Annotated in this window: 15 protein-coding genes; 14 read left to right on the plus strand and 1 reads right to left on the minus strand. The window is 35.6% G+C overall.

What is annotated here, in order from left to right; translation table 11 throughout:
- Window positions 1-215 precede the first annotated feature (215 nt).
- Window positions 216-446 (plus strand): hypothetical protein, encoded by a 231-nt coding sequence (locus CRO45_RS00650; RefSeq protein WP_097147696.1) that lies wholly within the window; start codon window positions 216-218, stop codon window positions 444-446.
- A 171-nt stretch (window positions 447-617) separates the two neighbouring features.
- Here CRO45_RS00650 and CRO45_RS00655 read toward each other — a convergent pair whose 3' ends face one another.
- Entirely contained in the window at window positions 618-1,577 is a 960-nt protein-coding gene (locus CRO45_RS00655) for a 2-hydroxyacid dehydrogenase (RefSeq protein ID WP_097147697.1), read from the minus strand.
- Between the two features lie 257 nt (window positions 1,578-1,834).
- On the opposite strand from CRO45_RS00655, the gene CRO45_RS00660 reads away from it, so the two are divergent.
- The 13 genes from CRO45_RS00660 to CRO45_RS00725 all read left to right on the plus strand — a co-directional run bounded on the left by CRO45_RS00660 (window position 1,835) and on the right by CRO45_RS00725 (window position 22,305).
- Window positions 1,835-2,341, plus strand: coding sequence for a competence protein ComK (locus tag CRO45_RS00660; RefSeq protein ID WP_097147698.1), 507 nt, complete (start codon window positions 1,835-1,837; stop codon window positions 2,339-2,341).
- A 788-nt stretch (window positions 2,342-3,129) separates the two neighbouring features.
- A complete protein-coding gene (locus CRO45_RS00670; RefSeq protein ID WP_097147700.1) occupies window positions 3,130-3,336 on the plus strand; it encodes a hypothetical protein in 207 nt (68 codons plus the stop codon).
- Window positions 3,337-3,492: 156 nt separating this feature from the next.
- Window positions 3,493-4,857, plus strand: a complete 1,365-nt coding sequence (locus tag CRO45_RS00675; RefSeq protein ID WP_097147701.1) for a TraB/GumN family protein — start codon at window positions 3,493-3,495, stop codon at window positions 4,855-4,857.
- A gap of 131 nt (window positions 4,858-4,988) precedes the next feature.
- Window positions 4,989-5,270: a hypothetical protein gene (locus CRO45_RS00680; RefSeq protein WP_097147702.1), complete on the plus strand. Its 282-nt coding sequence runs from the start codon at window positions 4,989-4,991 to the stop codon at window positions 5,268-5,270.
- A 65-nt stretch (window positions 5,271-5,335) separates the two neighbouring features.
- Complete coding sequence (locus CRO45_RS00685; protein WP_097147703.1) at window positions 5,336-5,617, plus strand: coiled-coil domain-containing protein; 282 nt, start codon at window positions 5,336-5,338, stop codon at window positions 5,615-5,617.
- A gap of 306 nt (window positions 5,618-5,923) precedes the next feature.
- Window positions 5,924-6,778: a hypothetical protein gene (locus CRO45_RS00690; RefSeq protein ID WP_097147704.1), complete on the plus strand. Its 855-nt coding sequence runs from the start codon at window positions 5,924-5,926 to the stop codon at window positions 6,776-6,778.
- A 587-nt stretch (window positions 6,779-7,365) separates the two neighbouring features.
- The gene (locus CRO45_RS00695; RefSeq protein WP_097147705.1) at window positions 7,366-10,125 is read left to right on the plus strand and encodes an S-layer homology domain-containing protein; all 2,760 of its coding nucleotides are present in this window, start codon (window positions 7,366-7,368) and stop codon (window positions 10,123-10,125) included.
- 334 nt (window positions 10,126-10,459) lie between these two features.
- Entirely contained in the window at window positions 10,460-11,893 is a 1,434-nt protein-coding gene (locus CRO45_RS00700; RefSeq protein ID WP_097147706.1) for a hypothetical protein, read from the plus strand.
- Window positions 11,894-12,055: 162 nt separating this feature from the next.
- Window positions 12,056-13,588 carry a stalk domain-containing protein gene (locus tag CRO45_RS00705; protein ID WP_097147707.1) on the plus strand — a complete coding sequence of 511 codons (1,533 nt, stop codon included), beginning with the start codon at window positions 12,056-12,058 and terminating at the stop codon, window positions 13,586-13,588.
- A gap of 1,136 nt (window positions 13,589-14,724) precedes the next feature.
- On the plus strand, window positions 14,725-17,229 hold the full coding sequence (locus tag CRO45_RS00710; RefSeq protein WP_097147708.1) for an S-layer homology domain-containing protein: 2,505 nt from the start codon (window positions 14,725-14,727) through the stop codon (window positions 17,227-17,229).
- A 183-nt stretch (window positions 17,230-17,412) separates the two neighbouring features.
- Entirely contained in the window at window positions 17,413-18,846 is a 1,434-nt protein-coding gene (locus tag CRO45_RS00715; RefSeq protein WP_097147709.1) for an MBOAT family O-acyltransferase, read from the plus strand.
- Between the two features lie 22 nt (window positions 18,847-18,868).
- A complete protein-coding gene (locus tag CRO45_RS00720) occupies window positions 18,869-20,089 on the plus strand; it encodes a DHHW family protein (RefSeq protein ID WP_097147710.1) in 1,221 nt (406 codons plus the stop codon).
- A 203-nt stretch (window positions 20,090-20,292) separates the two neighbouring features.
- Window positions 20,293-22,305 carry an N-acetylmuramoyl-L-alanine amidase gene (locus CRO45_RS00725; protein WP_170949372.1) on the plus strand — a complete coding sequence of 671 codons (2,013 nt, stop codon included), beginning with the start codon at window positions 20,293-20,295 and terminating at the stop codon, window positions 22,303-22,305.
- Window positions 22,306-22,307: the final 2 nt, after the last annotated feature.

Here is a 22,307-nt window from a genome sequence, read left to right on the forward strand (position 1 = left end):
TTAAATATAATTCTAATAGAGTAGCGCGGTACCGATTACCGACAATCTAGACGAATGAAACCCCGGGCAGTGGATACTTTAACATAAAGTACACAGTTCGGGGTTTTTTAATTGTTAGCGAAAAGTTGAGTAATTAAGTGATAAATTAGGAATTAGAAAATTAATTTGTGTAAAAACAATTCCGAAGTATAATAAAATCAAGGAGGTGATATAAAATGAGTAACGGAAATTCAGAAGAAATGCTAGCTCAGTTAATCAAGATGGTAGGTAGTCTTCAAGTTGAATTTAAAGAAATGAAAGAAAGACAAATCCAGTCTGAAGTGAAAAGTGAAGAACGCCATGAAGAACTGCTTAGAACAATCCACTCAATAAAAGCAGATCAAGATTACATTTGGCAGAAAGCGGTTCGAAACGAAAGAGAGATTGAAAAGTTGAAGAATAAATAATTATTTTCCCCGTTCGCTTCATTTATAAAAGCGGTCAAGCCTCGTTTATTTTATTTTCCCAATGTTATTTTTTTGTGCCAGGTGCACAAAATGAAATGTGCGCCTGGATTTTTGTAGAACCATGTATTATTAAGATTGCTAAAGTAGGAACGTACCACGGTCCGAAACATTTTATTTTATTAAATTCGGAGGAGTTTCTCCTTGCAATCCAGTCACCAAGTTCTTTGCAGCCAACATTGCCATTTTCTTACGAGTTTCATAGACAGCTGAACCGATGTGGGGTAATGTAACTACATTTTTCAATGACAATAAAGGATGATCTGGTTGGACCGGCTCTTGCACAAATACATCCAGTCCCGCGGCTAGAATTTCGCCAGTTTTCAAAGCTTCCACTAACGCTTCCTCATCCACAGTCTTACCTCTAGATCCATTAATAAAAATTGCTGTTTTCTTCATTAAATCAAACTCTCTTTTACCCATAAGATTTTCAGTAGCCGGAGTTAATGGCGTCATTAGACAAACGAAATCCGATTGTTTTAATAAATCCTCAAGTGAGCAATATGTAGCTCCGAAAAGTTCCTCTGCTTCTTCATTGCGAGAGCGGTTGTGATAGAGGATAGGCATGTCAAAGCCAAAGTGAGCTCTTTTTGCAATGGCTTTTCCTACGCCACCCATTCCAATTATACCCAAAACTTTATGATGAACATCTACGCCATAAAGCTCTTCACCAATCATGGTTTTCCATTGGCCATTTTTAACCAGCTGATCCATCTCTGGCATTCTTCTTGCGGTCGCTAAAAGTAAACCAAACATCGTATCCGCCACCGTGTCATTTAATACATCTGGCGTATTGGTCGCCATAATCCCGCGTGCTGATAATTCCGCAATATCTAAATTGTCGTAGCCAACGGAAAAATTACTCACGATTTTTAGCTGCGGGGCTTGGTCTAACAATTCTTTATTAATTTTCAAACCCGACCCAAGTAAACCTTGCGCGTCTTTAAGTTCTTGAAAAAATCGCGGATATGTATCTGAATCTAGTTTTTCAAAGCTAACAACTTCACAAGTTTCTTGGATAAAATCTAGTACCTCTTGATCGACTTTTTTATAGACTATTACTTTTGGTTTCATTTTTGGACCCCTTTCGATTGTTACACAGAGAATAAACATTGGCACTCTCTACAATTAATATTCACTATCAAATTTTATTTTCCTCTAAAAATTCTATGAAACATAAATAATGAAGGCGTTGACGAAAGTTTTATCTGAATATAAAATTTATTTAGAATTATTTATTAATTTACATAGAAGTGAAAATTAAGGAGGTAAATTATTCTCTTATTATTCGAAGTTACTTGAATAGACTATTTTAATTGGAGGATTCGTTGATGTTAAAAGAAGTACAAAAATTAGCATTACAAAAAAGCGTATTAGTCGTAGCACCTCTCAATAACAACATTTATTCAACAGTCGTTTATACACAGCAAAGTTCTACCTATTTAGTTGAGAGAGTTGATGTGGTGATGAATAAAATTTGCGTTCTCTTTGGTTCAACTTTACAGGGACGAATAAACGCTGCCAGAGATTTATTTCAAACTAAAAAACCAGTACCTGTTTTGGTTTTAGCATCTCCATCTCCAACATATATTGTGGCGTTGCCATTACCTGTTGCTGGGAATAAAAAGGATTGTATGTGGATTTTTACAACAAATTTCGATGTGGTGGAACTTGGACCATCTAATAGTAAAATTACAATTGCCAATTTAAGCTTTGACGTTCCAGTTTCAAAATCTTACATTATTGAACAAAAAAATAGAGCCCATCATGTTTTAGATTCATTTGTTTTTAAGTATCTGAAATACTATGTTGACGAATATTTTAGCGAGAATTTTTAAGTTCTCGCTTTTTTAATATGCTCAATAAACAAGGGCAGACTTGAAAAATAAGGGCAGACTTGAAAAATATTCAAGTATTTCTTTTACGAAACTCCTTCAAAATGCTTGAAACTATGCGTACGACAAAAAAAATCGTACAAACTAACCCTATTATTCCTACAACAAAAAAGGCCATACCAATTCCCGTAAACATCATCCCAAAAATAAACAATATTAAGGAAAACAATATTCCAATTATATTTGTAGCAGACATAAGTTCTCCTCCAATTTAATGATTCATACACTAGTATTTGCAAAGATTGCGAAACTATTTGGTTAAGCTGTTCCGCGGAGGGAATTGTTTCATAATTCTTTTACTTTAATGAAAATAAAGGGGAAAATTCCGTCTAAAGTTAAATAAACATAAAATTCTCCCAAAATAAGGGCACTTTTTCCGCTAATCTTCTCTAAAACCTTGGATTTTCCTCTTTTTTTTGCTAATAAGGGGAATTTCTCCTCTTTTTTTTGCTAATAAGGGGAATTTCTCCTCTTATTTCTGCCTTCAAAGCCTCGACTTGTTCCAATAGAGGGAATTTTTCCGCTTATGGATGCTATATCTACTCAAGTTTAATGGTAAGTTGCTCAAAAAGCCCTCGAGGTTGCTCATAACCCAGCAAAAGTTGCTCGAAAAGTCGGATGGATTTCCGAGTTGCTCGTAACCACAGAAAAGTCGCTCATAAATTGCCCAAAGTTGCTCAAAAAGCCCCCGAAGTTGCTCATATCCCAGCAAAAGTTGCTCGAAAAGTCGGATGAAATCCCAAGTCGCTCGTAACCATAGAAAAGTTGCTCAAAAGGCCCCGGAAGTAGCTCATATCCCAGCAAAAGTTGCTCGAAAAGTCGCTCATAAATTGCCAAAAGTTGCTCAAAAAGCCCCCGAATTTGCTCATAACCCAGCAAAAGTCGCTCGTAAACTCATTAATCTCGCTCACAAACATCACGCAACTCTACTAATCTAAAAAAACAGGAGCAATTGGTAACATTCACTAAATAGTATATGTTATACTAACTAAGGTAATTTTTAACTATTGAGGAAGAGTTTTGTTCCCCATCTAGAATTGACCAAACACCATACTCAATACGTACCAATAAATCTTGAAAGGGGAGAATAAACGATGAAAAAAATTCTCAAACATTTGATGGCTCCAGTGCTAGGGGCGACGTTGGTTCTGTCGACGGTTGTTCCAACAATCCAAGCTGAGGAAACTGCAACTGCACCGGACATTAGTATCTGGGCGATTGAAACATTGAACGAAGGTGAGAAATACGGCATTTACCCAATGGAATGGTACTATGACGGATTTCGAACGGAAGCTTCGATTGATCGAGTAAACCAATTAATCAGCTTAACGGAACAGAAAATTGCATCATTACAGCTTCCAGCAAATACAGAATTTCAACCAGTTAGCATCCAAGAGGATACAACTCGTGGTGATATCGTTAACAGACTTTACAACATAGTCGCACAATATGATTTACCTGTAGGGGCAGATCCTGTTGCTCATATGACAGAAAGAAATATTCTTAGAGGTACTGGGACTGGTTTAGCTTTAGACAAGAACGCGACAACAGAAGACGCTGTTATTTTAGCTGTTCGATTCATTAAAGATACATACCATTTAGCTGGTGAAGGTTCAAAAGGTGTGGCTTGGACAGTGGAAGATGAGGATACGTTGGTGTATTTATTAGGTTCAATTCACCTTGGAACACCTGATTTGTACCCGTTCAACGAAAAATTACTAAATGCTTTTGAGGAATCCGAAGCGCTATTAGTTGAAGCTAATGTACTAGATCAAGCGGGTATGGAATACTATCTGGAAAATGCTATGTTTGAAGAAGGAACAACACTTAAAGATGTAGTGAGTGAAGAAACTTTTGCAAAGGTTGAACAAGTAGCAGAAATGTACCAAATCCCACTAGAACAATTAGTAATGTTCCAACCTTGGGCATTATCAAGTGATTTAGCGATCCTTTCAATGGATGATTCTTTTGGAATATCTCCACAGGAAATGTCAATGCATGGTATAGATATGTACTTCCTATTAAATGCAATGCTTCAAGGAAAGCCAGTCATTGAATTAGAAGGCATGCAAGCACAAGTAGATATGTTTACTGGATTATCTCCAGAAGCGCAAGAAGAAGTTTTAGTTGCTGCGCTTGATAGCATTTTAGACCCTTCGACAGAATCAGAATATGATTCGTTAAAAGAATGGTTTGACTATTGGAAAAATGGTGATGTGGCAGCATGGACAGAGAGCTTTAATGCATCAGTAGCTGAAGCTAATGCTACTGCTTCTGAATACGATGCAATGCTATTCGGCGATCGCGATGAACAAATGGCACAAAAGATTGCTACTTTACTAGAAGAGCAAGAAGGCACATACTTTGTAGTCGTTGGTGCTGGTCACTTTATTGTTGATAAAAACATCCGTTATCATTTAGAACAAAGTGGTTATACAGTAGAACCGCTTTATCAATAAGATCTCAAAAACCACTTTTGACTTTTGCTCAGAAGTGGTTTTTTGATTTCGCTGATGCTTAGTGAGAGGCTGGAATATTTCATGTACAATTGGAAATCCTAGTGGCAACTTACATTGAGGAGGTCACTAAATTGGACAATGAAAAAACACAAGAGCTTGTATTGAAACTATTGGATATTGTTACTCTTTTACTTCAATCACAGATAGGAAATACTTCGCCACAAGAAGCCTCAAAAAACTCAACGGATATAGATCAATCAAAACTTGATTTATTCCAAGTAATGATTGACCAGATTAACATGAAATCCGACATATCCGAAATGGAAAGAAAATTAAAAACACTAGAGTCGAAAATGGAGCAGCAAAATGAGGAATTGCAGAAAGTAATTCAATTCAATAGGAAAGAAAGTTAGAGTGTTCAATTGATATTTTATTCTTTTAAGAGCTGCTATATAATAGAAAAAAGGAGGTGAGAAAATTGAACAATACAGAAGATTTACTAGAACAATTGCTAAGAATGGTTGGCTCTTTGAAAGCTGGTCAAGAAGATATTAAATCAGAATTAAAGGAAATTAAAGATGAGCAGCAAGGAATGAAATTAGAACAACAAGGAATGAAAACAGAACTTCAAGAATTAAAAGTAGAGCTACAAAACACAAACAGCAGATTAGATCAATTAGAACAAAAGCTGGACCTTTATTATAAAGAAATGCAAAATGGCTGCAGACCAGGATTTTATCTGGGAGAAAGCTGTGCATAACGAGAGAGAAATAGAGCTAATAAAAAGACAATAATTAATGATATGAGATTTATTATTTTTCATCATGGCGGTCGACTTCTTTTATATTACTTCGAATAATTCCCCAATAAAGTAATTTCAAATGCAAATGTGGAAAGCATTTGCCAGCAAATCTTTCCACGACTTTTTAACTACCTTCTATTAATAGCCTACCTCACGAACCTTCACTTTCTCTAAAAAATAGTCTAGTATGCCCCTGAACTTTCGCAAAGTGTTCTATCAAAGGTATGTTATAATATTGGTAATTTAGTTTAAAGGTGGGATTTAATGAGTTATCTTCAAACTCAAGGAATCACTGGAAACCGTATTCCTTCCAATGGTATGTATGTAGGTACCAACAATGGCAATGGTAAAGAAAACAGTTGGAAGCTCGTGTTTGGTGACGAAGCGAGAAAAATAAATCCTCTACACGATGTAAACGTTGGTCGTAATAACCTGATCACAAGTGCAATTCAAAATGACGATTGGTCAGCTTATAACGAATTTGAGGCGAAGCAACATCCTGCGTGGTACGAAAAAGTAGATGGAACGTACCAACCAAACAAAGTCTATTACGGCAACCTGATCGAATCTAAAATTCGTGCATTAAAAGAAGCGCAAGCTGAAAACGATCAAGAGAAAATCGAAATTTGGTCGAAAAGTTTAGAAGAAGCGATTGAAGATTTCAATAATGCACCGGGGATTGTTCCTTACGTAGTTGGTCTGAATCACAACGAGCAAACAGCAGCCGCAAATGGTGTACCTGAACCAGGCGATGATTACTTTGATAGCAAATGGAATTCAAATATTGTGGCAAGTCAAGGGAAATTCGAACAAAACATGTGGTACGACAACGCAATTTTTGCTGAGGACAAAGAGTTAAAACAACATGTTGAAACATTAGTTGCAGGTACTTTCCCTACATCGAAGGAATTCAACGATCAAGTTCAGGTTGCGAATGAAGTAAAAACACCTAAAGCTGTCGAAGTGGCAGAAAAAGTTGAACCAGAGCAAGTAACTCTAGCTGAACAAGAAGAGACTAAAGCTACTGAAGACGACATAAGCTTACAATCAATTTTCTTACATAATCTTAAATTTGCATTTAAACCGAATTTGAATGTAGTTGAGGAATTGTATAAATAATTATATAGTAGAAACTCCAAATGGGAACGGGTAATTAATTGAAATTACCGTTCCTATTTTTATTTGCTTATGTAAAACTTTTATTATTCAAATGTAATATTTTAAAAAATAGTAGCAATATTTGCTTTAGAAACTAAAATTTCTTGCAAATATGAGCTAAATACTAACGGAAATTGGAGTTTTATTTGCGAAAGCTATTTGATTTCCCATGACTTTTGATCTATTGAAATAAAGCTAACGCCATATTAGTTGGGTGTTTGCTTTATTTTTTTATCTTTATGAAAATAAATTGTTGTTTCGGTTTAATTAATGTTATTTCTAATATAACTTTGTCGTTGTAAGGATAAGAAATTAATCTGTTTGTTATAATCTTGGAAAATCAATCCTTATTCACCAATAATATAATTTCATGCCATGTTTTTAGCATTTACCTATTATTCTATTCGTATTATTATAGATTTGTAACAAAGAGCTGTTACGAAAAACAACTAACAACATTGTTATTCTTCTTGGAAACATCTATACATATCTACGAATTTAATTTCCTAGAATAACAATTTATTAAACCTATTTGGAGGAATATAGTAATGTCTAAAAACAAATTTTTCGCTACAACTGCAACTGCAGCTTTAGTTGCATCAGCAATCGTACCTGCAGCAGCATCAGCAGCTGATCTTAAAGATTTTGATTCAGTTCCTAGTTATGCTAAAGAAGCAGTTAAATTCTTAGCTGACAATGATTTCGTACAAGGTGATAACGACGGTAACTTCAAACCAGCTAGCACTTTAATGCGTGCACAAGCTGCTGAAATCATTGCAAAAGTATTAGATCTTAAAGCAGACGGAACAGAAGATTTCTCTGATGTTGAATCTAAAGACTGGTTCTACAAAGCAGTAGTAGCAACTTCTCCAGAAATTTTTGAAGGTAACGGCCAAGGCCAATTCAATCCTCTTCAACAATTAACTCGTCAAGAAGCGGCTCAAATCATCGTTAAAGCTTTCGACTTAAAAGGTTCTGCAGATTTAACTAACTTCGCTGACGCTAAAGAACTTACATGGGCAAAAGCTTCTTTCGAAACAGCTGTAGCTAACGACGTTATCAAAGGTAAAGATGGTAAATTAGCTCCAACTGATAACATCTCTAACGCTGAATTTGCTGTTATGATCAAACGTGCAATCGACGCAGCTGAAGCTCCAGTTGTTGAAGTTCCAGAAGTAACTTCAGTAAGCGCAATCGACGCTACAACTATGGAAGTAACAATCGCTGGTGAATTAACTGACGAGCAAATCGCAGCATTAACTTTCGAATTCGACCCATCTTTAGAAGTAACTAAAGTAGAACGCAAAGCTGCAGAAGTACAAACTTTCGCTGCTACAACATCTACAACTGTAGTATTAACTACTGAAGAACAAGATGCAGACTCTACTTACAACTTAGTAGCTGTTAACGGTACTGAATTAGAAACTGCTGTAGAAGTACAAGCTCCAGTAGCTCCAGTAGAATTTGAAGTAGTTTCAGTATCTGCTGTAGACAACACTAAATCTTTCAACGTTACATTAGAAGAAGCAACTGAAGGCTTAACTGCTAAAGACTTCGAAGTAGAAGTTACAGTTGACGAAGAAACAACAACTGCTAAAGTTGTAAAAGTAACAGCTAATGAAGATAACACAGTTTATACTGTAGAATTAGAAAACGACTTATACTTAACAAAAGGTTCTGTATCAATTAATGGTGTAGAAAAAGAATTTGATTACAGCGAAACAGCTGAAGAAACTGCAATTTCTTCAATCAGAAGTGCAATTGACAATGACCAAGTTCTTGCTGCATTAAATGCTCCAGTTTTAAGCTTAGTTGACGTTAACGAAGATCTAGCTGCAAACTACTTAGCAAACAAAGCAAACTTTGCTAAAGACCGTGCAGAAGTACAAAAAAATATCGTTGACTACACTAACGCAAAATTCGCTGAAACAGTAGCAGAAGGTGTTGCTGATGTTGCTGAAGCTGTAAAAGCTTATGATAGCGCAATTAACGCAACAGAATTAAAAACTTCTTTAATCGAATTAGACGTTGCAATTAACGCTCTAAGTGCAAGCATTGAAGACGAAGCTAGATTTACAGAAGCAGTAGATTCAGAAGATACTGACGCTGCATTTAAACCAGTAAGCTACACTGGTGAAGAAGCACAAGAAAAAGCTGTATTTGAAGGAAAAACTGCTGGTCTAATTTTAGCTGACTTCTTATCAAATGTTAACGGTTCATTAGAACTTTCAGATATCCAAGATGCTATCGACTACTTAAATGAATTATTATCAGTAGATAATGATATTGAAAAAGCAATTACTGCTTTTGAAGCAGCTACTGAAGAAGATCTAGTAGAAAAATCTGTTGCTGTAATCGGTGAGTACTATAACGGTGTAGATGCTGTAAAAGCTATGGTAGCTGGTGCTGGTCAAGAAGCACTTGAAACTAAGTTAGAAGGCACTTATACTGCTATTACTGCTGAAATTGAAGGTCAATTAACTAACTTAAATGGTTTATCTGTAGATAATATTGCTGATATCAAAACAGCTCAAGAAACATTCGATGATGTTCAACCATTAGTAAATGCATTAAGAAGCAGTGATGAAAAAACAGAATTCGTTAAAACATTAACAGCTGTTAAAGAAAAAATTGCTACAGCTTCAAAAGGTTTACTTGATACAGTTAACGCTAAAGTAGCTGAACCTGGTGATCAAAATGCAGATTTAATGGCTGCATTAAGAAACGCAGGTATTACTTCTCCATCTAAAGAAGAAGCAGGCGTATTCGCTAAAGCTGCAACAGCTGGTAAAGTAACATTCACTTCAATTAAAGAAGTTACAGAAGCATTTGAAGATGCTGAATTAGTAGCACCAGTTAATGCTGCACTTGATGGTGTAGGAAGTACTGAAACTGCATTAAATGCTTTAGAATACTCAGCATTCATTAACCTTGGTTCTACATTACGTCCAGAAGTAGCAACAAACTTCTACTTAAATGAAGTTGCTAATGAAACAGAATTTGCAACAACTGCAGAAGTTAAAGCTGCTGTAGACGCTGCAATTGCATCTCACAAAGCATTACTTGCAGATATTAACGCTGCTACAACAATTACTGGAATGCAAGATGCTTTACAAGCTGTAGCAGACGTTGCACTTCAAGTGTATGATAAAGAAGATGTAAATGAAGTTGATCCAATTACTGGTAAAGTATCATCTGACGATGCTGAAAATGTACTTGATGCTTTAAATGAATTACGCAACAGTAAAACACCAACTCAATTTAAAACAATTACTGAAGCAGTTTCTGCTATGACTCCTGCTGAATAATTATTAAGCTTAAACTAGAAATCTAGTGAAATAAAAAGTGATAACACCTCATGATGATAAGAACTTCTAGCAGTTCTATCAAACATGAGGTGTTTTTCTATTGTTGTTGTTAAGAATTAATAAAAAAGGATATTTACAATTAATATATAAAGTTTAAAAAACCCAAATTGATAATGATTAATAAATTTTTAACTATATTATTTAATCTTGTGCATGCAGATAATTTAAATTTATTAGTATTAGTATTTGATTACAATTATCTCCATGTCTTTAATAATTTCTATTTGTACATACTAAAAGAAGGTATCTATAAGAAAGTTGAGGGCTACTTACTATGAATTCAGTATTAGAAAAATACCCATTTGTAAAACACAGGTTAAGTCAATTAGAATTTCCTATTATACAGGGGATAGAGGGTACTATTGCTACTGAAAGTAATTTAGAGCCATTAAAGCTAGATGATTTTAATATAACCATTACTAAACCATTAATTACTCTTGTTACGAATGCTTGTAGAATAGTCGATCAAGCTAAAGAAACCGGAGATCAGACTGCTATTGAAAGTGCTGAAAAAGAAATAAATTTAATTTATGATGACTACCTATATGACGAGTTAGATTACGAAATAGCAAATTTAAAAAAGTCACTTAAATTACCTGAAATCGTTGTTGACTTAGAAAGTATGCTTCAAGGTAAGTCAAATCATGAAATTTATAAGAAGGCTTCGAAAGACATCAGTGAGGCAAAGAGTTTATTAAAATTCTACCCAGAAATCAAAACTAAATCTGAACTAATGAATAAACTTGTTGAACTTGAAGAGAAACTTAAATCAATTTACACCTATCAAGATTTAAAAGAAATGATTGCTAAATTAGAAGACGATGTAAAACAGATTGAGTCGAACATGACACAAGTAGAGTCATTCTTGAATCTTTTATATGAGTTTAGAAACAAACTAAAATCAGTGAAATCTAAAGTAAGCCAATCATTAAGTGTTGATAGACAGGAGAAAAAAGAATTAAAGGCTGCATTGAAAGAACTTTCTCAAACAGATTCTCACTTCAATGAGCAAGTTGTTAAGACTTTGAACAATTATTTGGATGTTTCAAATGTCCTGGTTATCTTAAGACTAATTAATGAACCTATGTATCAAGATGTTTTAGATTCCGGTGAATTTGCGGAGTATTTCGTTCAAGCAAATAATGGGAAATCCTTGAGTGACTTAACGGAATGGAATAAAGTCATAAATGAAACAGTGGGAATTTATCTAATTAATAAGGCTTCAAACTTTGAACAGTTGAATAAAGGTATTAACTACTTTGAGTACGCTCCATACATTAATTTAGGAAGAGATAGAATTAGTATTTGTGAACAGTTCTTTCTACAACACCATCATGAATCAAATAAGTATCAATCATTTGCTGAAGTTCAAGCTTTGCTTCAGCCGATGATCGATGAAAGAAATGAAAAATTACAACAAATAAATGAAGCTTCTACTTCAAATGAAATGGCAAAAATATTAAAGAACATTTTCAATTATAGTGAAATTAACGAGATTAATTCCAAGTATGTTTGGTTTCGAAAAGAACAATCAGTATACACAAGTTTAAGTCAGGTTAAGAAAGATATTGAAAATGCTGATGAAGAGAAAATCGCAAATATGCAGAAAAATTACCTAACAATAGATGTAGCTGGTGAAGAAGATGAGCACCTTTATATATCTCCCAATAAGAAAAAGAGCGATACATTAGATTTATTAAATGAATGAAAACATTAAGAGAATGGCTACCGGAATAGCTATTCTCTTTTTATTTGCAGTAGTATATGTCCACTTTTCGCTCTTAGAGCCAAAAAATAGTCATGATAATATCATCATTTCTGCAAACAATGTTTAGAGACATGAAAAAATAGATAATTAAAAGGAGAGAAAATGAGAAAGAGATTCAAGAGTTTATTAGCTGTTGTTGTAATGATTTTTTTTGGTAGTCACTGGACAATTGCAGAAGCTGCTGAACCGGAAATCACTTCTTCTGAATCTGGACAAAACCATTCAAAAGAGGCCCCTTTTATTTTTCAAATTAACAATCAAAGAGTAGAAATGTCTGATCCAATCATCCAAAGACATGGAAGAAATTTTGTTCCGGCTGAGTATTTTTACAAACATATTGAAAAATCTTCTGGTGATTGGTTATCAGATGAGATTTTTCATTTAAATATAGCAGGTAATTCTATTGTGTTTTTTAATGACCATCAAGTGGCTTTTGTGAATGATATTCCTACTTTAATGGATGTTAGGGCGTTTATTGATAATGAAAAGATGTATGTGCCTGTTCATTTCATAGTGAGTAGTTTGGGCGGGCATACACGATTTAAAACGGATAGTAGGGAAATGCTTGTTTATTTAGATGATTATTTGTTTAAAAATCCATTTATAAAAGTTGTGGAAGGGAATTTGCCGAAAGCGGAGAAAGTTCCGAATGCAACACTCGTGGAGTCTAGGGATTTAATGGTTAGTGATAATCCGGAGACGTTGACGCATGAGTTAGTGCCTGAGGATGAATCCACATTGTCCATGTATCATGTTCAAGCTTCTGATAAGAAAAAGGAGCATCGTGTTTTCGGGTGGCATGTAAATGAGCTTGGTAACCCCGTTAAGATTGGAATTACGATTGAAAATACATCGAGTAACACTCCGATTGAGGTTAAGCCAATGAAAGAGGCGAGTGCGACAAGTGATACTGTTCGAATGTCCTTGGAAGTAGGTCTTGCGATTGTGGATGCTATTTACCATGACAAATCAAAGGATGCTTCAGGCGATCCAATTGTGATTGAGCCTGGAGAGACAAAGGTTATTGATTCGTTTAGTTTAAATGATGGACGTCTTCTAGGTTTTAACTATGATTTGGATGTTCGTACTGTGAAAGGCAAGAAGATGGATTATAAAATTCGAACTGTGTTATCTAAATCGAATGGTGATTTAACGGCAATTCAAACTGATCCTGTACCGACTGATTTGAGTTATCCAAGAGGGGCATGGGAGTATTCTGCCATTGAGGCCGAGCTACCGGAATATAAAATTGGTTCACCAATCGTAGGGTATGGAATTTCAAATGGAGTAACCGATTATGTATTGACTGAGGAAAATTCCATTTCGCCAACGTATCGAGCTGTTGGGAACATTGGGCATTATGGAGTGGATTATAAAGTGAAGATCCCCGTAGCGAACCCAACAAAAGAGTCGAGGCAGGTTTATGTACGACTTTCTGGTCAAGGCGGCATTTATAGTGGAGCTGTAAAGGTGAATGGACAAGTGTATGTAATTCCAGATGTAAAACCAGGCAAGAACTACGCCGAGCTCCCACCAATAACTGTAGAAGGCGGCCGCTCTGAAACAATTGAGTTAGAAATCATGCATGCAGGCGGCAGCTTTCTCCCGTTAGCGATATATGTGGAAGGTAATTAATGAAAGTTTATTGCGATGAATAGCTCTGCATTTTGCAGGGCTATTTTTCCGTGTATAAATAAATCTGGGTTTAATCTTTGGCGAATAAAAGAAGTGAAATGGCAAATAACTTGTGCCGATTGGCGAATAAGACTTCGATTTTGGCGAAAATCGAGACTTAGGAACCGGATACTTAATAACTTGGCGAATAACTAAGGCAAACTGGCGAATAACATGCGCGGATTGGCGAAAAAGTCTTCAATCTTGGCGAATATCGAATCTTCGTAAAAACGGATACTGACTAATTTACCAATAACTAATGCAAACTAGCGATTAACTTCCTTAGATTGACGAATAACACCCAGATTTTGGCGAATATTCATCTGTAGCATTATTAAAACTTGTTGAGATTCTGTTAATGTATCAATTTTTCCAAACTACTCGTACTAATTTATAGTAACCACCTGATTTTTTCTGATGGTCGTTTATTAAATTCTAATAACTCTTCAACTTTTTCTAATAACTCCAGTAAACTTTCTAATAACACCCAAGTTTTTTCTAATATCCTTCATTTAGAAAGTGATTCTTGATGTGAATTCTAATAACTGGTCTTGTTTTTCTAATTACTCCATCAAATCTTCTAATATCACCTAAGATTTTTCTAATATCCTCCAATTAGAAGGCGTTTCCTGATTTAAATTCTAATAACTCCTCATATTTCACTAATAACTCGATCAAATTTTCTAATAACACTCGAATTTTTTCTAATAACTCTTGATCAGAATGCGACCCGTGATTTCATTTCTAATATCTAATCAATTTTTTCTAATAACTCCAGCAAATTTTCTAATAACACCCGAGTATTTTCTAATATCCCCCAACTAGAACGAGTTCCCCGAATTTTTTCTAATATCTCTCAATCAGAACGCGTTTCCTAACTTAATTTCTACAAATCTTCGCCAATCATCCGAGCAATTTTCGTCCCCGAAAACCTAGCCCGAATCCCCCTTCAAATCCCCAATCAAAACCACTAATAGAAAACATTTTCCTATTAACTAGTAAATCAATCCTATCTTTCTAGTAATCTGCCAAAATTCCCTAATAGTGTGGTATATTCTAGTTAACATTATATTTTTCTACATATTGGAGTGAAAACATTGGCAAGGAAATTAGGGATAGTTGTCGTAACCTTTCTTTTCGTGTCGATTTTACTTGGCCAGACGTATGCACAAGCGTCCGTATTTGGTACAAAAGTGAATGGAAACACGTTAGAAATCGCGCCACAGGTAAAACATATTCAAGAAAGTTATCAATCTGGTTCAACCAAACAATTTGTAAATGTGCTAGATGTTAATCTATCAAATACATATACAAAGTTAGAAATGGGACTTCCGAATCCATTTGGTTCATTGAAAACAACGACGAACTTAGCAAGAGAAAATAGTGCTCCTGGGCATTATGTTGTTGGTGCCGTGAACGCTTCCTACTTTTTAGGAAATGGCCTTCCTGCGAACCTATTAGCAGAAAACAATGAAATTATTAACTACGGCATCATCGGAACTAGTACGGAAAGTCCGACACAGCAGCGAGTTGCTTTCGGGATCGATAAATACGGAAAAGCCATTGCAGACTACTATTCTACGAAACTTCACTTTACTGTGAACGGAAAAGTATATCCTTTAGATCTTATTAATAGTGAAAGAACTGCAGATAAAAATGTTCTTTATACACCTGAAAAGGGTAGCACTGGTACAAACGAGTGGGGAGTCGAAATCGTAGTCACTTCTGCATCGCAAGATATGACGAGGCTACATTTTGGCGATGTTATCACAGGGCAAGTTTCCGATGTGACAACATATGGCGTTGGAGGAAATTCATATATTCCATCTGATGGATTTGTTATTTCAGTTCAAAACAAAGCATTAGCAACGGAAATTCAAAACACGATTGCAGCAGGTGATGACATTAAAGTTACTCTATCCATTGATGAACAATGGATGGATGCCCAATATATTTTAGCTGCAGGTCCTTTATTAGTTAAAAATGGACAAGTAAATATTTCTATGCCGACAACGAGTCAATTTGCGAAAACTCCGCAACCTCGTACGGCTGTAGCTATTGATTCTACTGGAACAAGAGTATTTTTAGTAACAGTTGATGGAAGACAAAGCCATAGTAAAGGTGCTAGCCTAAATGATCTTTCATCCTATTTAATTTCATTAGGCGCAACTTCAGCTATTAACCTCGATGGTGGGGGCTCAACGACAATGGTAGTTCGTCCTCCAGGATTCACATATCCATCGATGGTCAATAAATCATCTGATGGTTCGGAACGAAGAGTTTCAGCAATTTTACAAGTTGTTAACACAGCTCCACAAGGACAAGTGAAGTCCTTTAAAGTGGATAGTAGTGCAAGTGTTATTGTGAAAGATGAAACAATTGATTTGAAAGTATCGAGAGCTTATGATGAATTCTTAAATCCAATGACAATTGATCCATTTAGTATGAATTGGTACGTAGAAGGCGATATCGGTACAGTGAACGGGGCAACCTTTACTGCAACGAAACAAGGTAAAGGGAAAATCATTGGTGAATACCAAGGCGTAAGAGCAGAGATTGCTGTAGAAATAATTAGTAACGATAAACCAATTCTACTAGATAGCATGGATTCATCTGGTAATTGGTCAGCTGAGGCAGCAAAAGCCAAAGCAACAATTGCAACGAGTGTAAAGGGTGAACCAATTCGTCAAGGTTCATCAAGTTTAAGACTGAACTATGATTTCACGACAGCGGATTCTGGAACGAAAGCAGCTTATGCAGCAGCGAAGACGCCAATTTCAATTGTTGGCAAACCTAAAAACATTGGTGTTTGGGTTTATGCTGAAGGTGGAAATCATTGGTTAAGAGGTACTGTTATTGACGGCGCGGGTGTAAAACATACGATTGATTTCACTAGTGAAGGTGGTCTGAATTGGACTGGCTGGAAGTATGTTTCAGCAAATATTCCTACAGATATTACTCTTCCATTGAAGTTTGAACAAATCTATGTAGCGCAACCAACTGCTTCATTGCAAAATAAAGGCAAAGTTTACTTCGACCAATTACAAGCGGTGTATAAAGATGGTCACCAAGAAATTGTTTATAAAGACGTTACAGATCCAAACTATTATGCATATGCATCGATTGTGAATTTAAACAACCAAGAACTTATTAAAGGTTATGTTGATGGTACTTTTAAACCAGGTAATACAATAACTCGTGGGGAAGCAGCAACAATTATTGCAAGAGCCCTAAACTTAAAAGCAACTAAAGCTCCAAGCTTCTCTGACGTTTCTGCTAACTACTATGCTTACAATGCCATCGCGGCAGTAAGTGAGCATGGAATATTAACAGGCCGTGAAGTGGGGAAATTTAGTCCGGAAGGTAAACTGACTCGGGCTGAAACAGCTGCGATTTTATCAAGAGCGTTTAAGTTAGTTGGAACGAGTACGGTGAACTTTAAAGATATCAACTCATCCCACTGGGCATATGGCAATATTCAAGCGTTAGTTTCGAACAACTTAGTAAGTGGGTACACTGATAATACATTTAGACCTAATGTTCAAATCTCTCGTGCGGAATTTGCAGTATTTTTAGATCGTGCTTTACAAAATCGAAAGTAATTTATCCATAGAAATGGAATCATCCTGAGAAGATGGTTCCATTTTTTCATTCATATAATGTAGAATGATGTAAGATAAGGTAGAATAATGAGAGAGCTTTTCTTTACATTTATCATAAAGTTTTGTAGTATCATTGTAGTTTTTATAACAGAATCGCTTTAATTCCAAACTTGAGGTGGAGCCATGGTTTTTAGTAATCTAGTATTTATTTTTGCATTTTTACCGATTGTATTACTTGTGTACTTTTTAGTACCAAAAGTTCTGAAAAATTTCATATTACTTATTTTTAGTCTATTCTTTTATGCATGGGGCGAACCGATCTATGTGTTCTTAATGCTCTTTTCTATATTAATTAACTATATATTCGGTTTACTTATTGAGCAGACAAAAGATCGACTAAAACTTAAGAAAACATATTTAGTCATATCTGTTTTAGCGAACCTAGCAATACTTGGTTACTATAAATATAGTAACTTCTTAATTGAAAATATTAACGCTGTATTTGGACTAGATATTGTGAGTGAACCATTACCATTGCCAATTGGTATTTCATTCTTCACCTTCCAAGCGATGAGTTATGTTATTGACGTCTATAGAAAAGATGCACAAGTTCAAAGAAATATTTTTGACTTAGCATTATATATTTCACTGTTCCCGCAACTTGTTGCAGGACCGATTGTTCGATATAACACTATTGCGGATCAAATCAAAAACCGCATTCATAATGTAGAACTGTTTTCAGACGGAGTACGTCAATTTATCATCGGATTAGCTAAGAAGGTTATTATTGCAAATCCATTAGGTGAAGTAGCTGATGCTATTTTTGCGATGAATCCTGAAAATATGAGTGTGACAACTGCTTGGATTGGGATTATAGCGTATTCCCTTCAAATTTATTTTGATTTCTCTGGTTATAGTGATATGGCCATTGGATTAGGGAAGATGTTCGGATTTAAATTCTTAATCAACTTTAACTATCCATATATCGCAAAAAGCGTAAGTGAATTCTGGAGAAGATGGCATATTTCATTATCTTCTTGGTTCCGTGATTATATTTACATTCCACTTGGAGGGAATCGTAAAGGTCCTTGGAAAACTTATCGGAACTTACTCATTGTGTGGACAGCTACCGGTTTCTGGCATGGTGCAAGCTGGACATTCATGGCGTGGGGCTTCTACTACGGAATAATTATTTGTATCGAGCGACTTGGTTTTGGAAAAGTATTGGCTAAACTTTGGAGCCCGCTACAACATATTTATGTATTACTATTAGTGATGATTGGTTGGGTATTCTTTAGAGCTGATAGCTTCTCGTATTCAGCAGAATTTATCCAAACAATGTTTGGTTTAAATGGTACGGAGCTATTTAACTACACAGCGGCGCATTATATCCATGATTACACTTATTTATTTGTATTAGCGGTAATCTTCAGCATTCCTATTTACCCTTGGGTAACTAGTAAAATGGATCAATTGATGGAAGCTGGAAAAGGGAAAATTTCTTTAGGGATTGCGCGCTATCTTGCGGGTCCGGTTGTTTATTTCTCTTTATTACTTTTAGTGACGATGTTCTTAGTGAACTCGACGTACAATCCATTTATTTACTTCCGATTCTAACGTTAAAATGTGAGGTTTTTTCATGAAAAAGTTAGGTAATTATTTGCTCACTCTATTGTTCATAGGCTTTATTTTCGGTATCGGTGCTTATATGCAGTTTGGTGAGAAAGAAGAAATCTCGTTTTATGAAAATCGGACATTGGCAAAAAGCCCTGAATTGTCTATTGAAAAGGTAGTGGACGCTAGTTTCTCAAAGGACTATGAATCGTATTTTACAGACCACTTTTATGAAAAAGGGGAATGGGTGAAGGGGTATATTCAATGGCAAAGATTAACGGGCCAAACATTCATACAAGATTATTTTATCGACGAAGATGATTGGATTTACCCTAAACCCGGAACTTATAAAAATATAAATAAAACGGTGGAGTATATGAATGAGTTTGCTGAATATACGAGAGAGAGGAACATTGAGTTAATGTTATTCTCTTTACCGAATCGGTTTTTAATTTTAGATCCGGAGTATCCATCCCATGTCATCAGTGGTGTTGAATTTGCGAATAAACGATATTTTTTGAATCAGTTTAGCAAAATAGAAGGTCTTCGTGTGTTTAATTTGGCACAGACGTTCAGAGATCAATTTACACATGAGGAATTGAAAGATATGTACTATCAAACTGACCATCATTGGAATGTAGATGGTGCCTTTGTAGGATATAAGACGATTTACAATATTTTAAATGAAGAATCTGCGTATTTTGATGAGCCTTCGTTTAATGAGAATGAATTTGAGAAAGTTTGTTATGAGGACGAGCACTTCCTCGGAAGTTACAATCGTCAATTATATGAATTAATTGAAACCGATGATGCGGTTTGTACGATCATGCCAACAAACTTTGATTTCAACGATGTAGAAGTTTATAAGGGTCCCATTGAGCAACAGTTTCAGGTGCCTTGGACTGACATATATGGAACAGGTTTAAATAAAAATCAACGTGTTGTTGCTTATGGTGACATCTTTACGGACGATTATCGAGAGTTCAGCATTATCAATCCTGCGAAGGCAGAAGTGGGGACGAAGGTTTTATTTATAAAAGATTCGTATGCCAATCCGATGACTTTCTGGTTATCTCAACATTTCTATCAAACGACATTTTATGATATACGACATAACCAAGATCGACCATTATATCAATATCTTGAAGAAAATAAATTCGATATGATTGTATTTTTATATAATGATACGACTGTGTTCCCTAGAATGTATAACTTCAATATGGAACCAGACTCATATGATTTTTAGTGGGATATCCTCTTGGAAGGGTATCCCTCTTTTTTATTTTATTGACATAATTAATAGAATTACACAAAGGTTTATGTCGATTGGTTAATAGAATAAATTTTAGCCGAGTTTGGGAAATCTGGCTATTAAGTAAAAAAGTATGATGTCTAATTAGTAATTATTTGATAGAATTATAGACATCTATGAAAGGAGGTTTGAGACAGTTGTCGATAAAGAAAGTAAGATCAATTTTTATGCTTGCTTTAATGTCAATCGCATTTATGCTCGTGCCAAATGTGAATGCAAAAGCAGCCCTTAGTTTCCCAGATGTTCCGTCCAGTTTACTTGGCTCGGAAGAAATCTATTATTTAGTAGACTTGGGCATCATTAATGGTATCCCAGCTTATAACGGAACAGGCGGCTATGTGTTTAAACCGACTGATTCTGTGTCAAAAGGACAAGCTGCTAAAATGGTGATCATTGCTGGAGGTTACGAGCCATTAGACGTGACTGAGTCTTCATTTACTGATATCGATGTAAAAAAGGATGCCTGGATGTCTGGCTATGTAGAAAAAGCTGTGAGCCTTGGTTTTTTCAATACGATTACAGATGGAAAATTTAAACCACATGAATCTTTAACACGTGGAGAAATGAGTAAAGTGTTGGCTACTGCCCTCAAACTCGATGTGGAAAAGTATGTTTCACAAGATTCGCCATTTAGTGATATTACGAAAACTAACCCATACCATAAATACATAAGTGCGTTGTATTATAATGGCATAACAAATGGCGTTTCTGCAGGACCAGTTAAAAAGTTTAATCCTTCTGGTGCGTTATCTAGAAGAGAATTTTCTATGTTCGTTGCACGTGGACTTAGCGAAGAATTCCGTTTACCGGAAGGCGAAGTAGCTGGTGTTCATGTGCCAAATGAAAAAGAGTATATCGGAAAAGTAATTTCAAATGAAAATTACCTTAACGTACGTTCTTCAAAGTCAACATCGGACAGAAGTAACCTTGTTGGACAAGTTCATAAAGGTCATAACTTTGATGCCTATGCTGTTGAAGGAGATTGGATTAAGGTAGTTCATGAAGGCAAATATGCTTATATTTGGGCTAATTATGCTTCGTTTGTTGACGAAAACGGCAAAGCGCTTGGTTTAAAACAGTCGACTGTTACAGCAACTGAAGATTTGTCTGTTTACGTGAAAAGTAATGAAGATTCGAACAAAATTGGAATCTTTTCTGAAGGAAAGTCAATTGATGTATATGGTAAAACAGGGGACTGGTACTTAACAAAAGTAAATGGTTTACCTGGTTATGTGAAAGTGTCTCAAACTACTGGAGCAACAGTGGAAGAAGAGAAACCGGTTGAAGGTGAAGAACCGAACGTTGATGAAGAAGAACCGGTTGACAATGAGGAAGAACCTGAAGTTGAAGAGGAAAAGCCTGTTGAACCGGAACAACCTGTTGTGACAAATTTAATTGGTCGTACAACGGCAAACTCAGTTCGTGTTCGTGCACAACCAAATACTTCAGATTCATCTGAAATTGTAGGGACGTTAAATCGCGGTGATGAAGTAAGCGTTCTTTCAATTAATGGAAACTGGGCAAAAATTCTATACAAAGGAAAAGAAGCTCACGTCCATAAACGATATTTAAAATTGTTAAATCAATCAGGTTCACCACTTGCAGGTAGAATCATCGTTCTAGACCCAGGACATGGTGGAAAAGATCCTGGTGCGGTAAGCGGTCCGTACCAAGAGAAGCAAATCGTGTTTACTGTTACAAGTATTTTAAAACAAAAACTTGAAGAAGCTGGAGCAACAGTGTATATGACGCGTGTGGGAGATACTTACCCAACTTTACAAGATCGTGTAAAGTTCGCGCATGACAAGTACGCAGAAATTTTCGTGAGTATTCACGTGAACTCTGCAACGAGCAGTTCGGCACTTGGAACAGAAACGTTCTATAGTGTGACTGCAAACGATAATGAAAAAGAAGACTACGCATTAGCTTCGAACATAAATTCACAAATCGTGAACAATGCACAAATGGTAGACCGTAAAGTGAAAAGAAAAGATTGGTACGTTGTTGCGAACTCTCTTTTCCCATCGGTATTAGTTGAGTTAGGCTTCATCTCTAACCAATACGACCGTGCAAAACTAACGAGTCCTGAATACCAAGAAATTTATGCGGATTCAATCTATCAAGGAATTTTGAATTACTATAGTAATTAAAT

The sequence above is a fragment of the Ureibacillus acetophenoni genome, assembly GCF_900220965.1.
Classification (GTDB): domain Bacteria; phylum Bacillota; class Bacilli; order Bacillales_A; family Planococcaceae; genus Ureibacillus; species Ureibacillus acetophenoni.

Coding starts and splice junctions, on each gene's coding strand:
- CRO45_RS00650 (WP_097147696.1), top strand. CDS start 216: ATGAGTAACGGAAATTCAGAAGAAATGCTAGCTCAGTTAATCAAGATG.
- CRO45_RS00655 (WP_097147697.1), bottom strand. CDS start 1,577: ATGAAACCAAAAGTAATAGTCTATAAAAAAGTCGATCAAGAGGTACTA.
- CRO45_RS00660 (WP_097147698.1), top strand. CDS start 1,835: ATGTTAAAAGAAGTACAAAAATTAGCATTACAAAAAAGCGTATTAGTC.
- CRO45_RS00670 (WP_097147700.1), top strand. CDS start 3,130: ATGAAATCCCAAGTCGCTCGTAACCATAGAAAAGTTGCTCAAAAGGCC.
- CRO45_RS00675 (WP_097147701.1), top strand. CDS start 3,493: ATGAAAAAAATTCTCAAACATTTGATGGCTCCAGTGCTAGGGGCGACG.
- CRO45_RS00690 (WP_097147704.1), top strand. CDS start 5,924: ATGAGTTATCTTCAAACTCAAGGAATCACTGGAAACCGTATTCCTTCC.
- CRO45_RS00695 (WP_097147705.1), top strand. CDS start 7,366: ATGTCTAAAAACAAATTTTTCGCTACAACTGCAACTGCAGCTTTAGTT.
- CRO45_RS00700 (WP_097147706.1), top strand. CDS start 10,460: ATGAATTCAGTATTAGAAAAATACCCATTTGTAAAACACAGGTTAAGT.
- CRO45_RS00705 (WP_097147707.1), top strand. CDS start 12,056: ATGAGAAAGAGATTCAAGAGTTTATTAGCTGTTGTTGTAATGATTTTT.
- CRO45_RS00715 (WP_097147709.1), top strand. CDS start 17,413: ATGGTTTTTAGTAATCTAGTATTTATTTTTGCATTTTTACCGATTGTA.
- CRO45_RS00720 (WP_097147710.1), top strand. CDS start 18,869: ATGAAAAAGTTAGGTAATTATTTGCTCACTCTATTGTTCATAGGCTTT.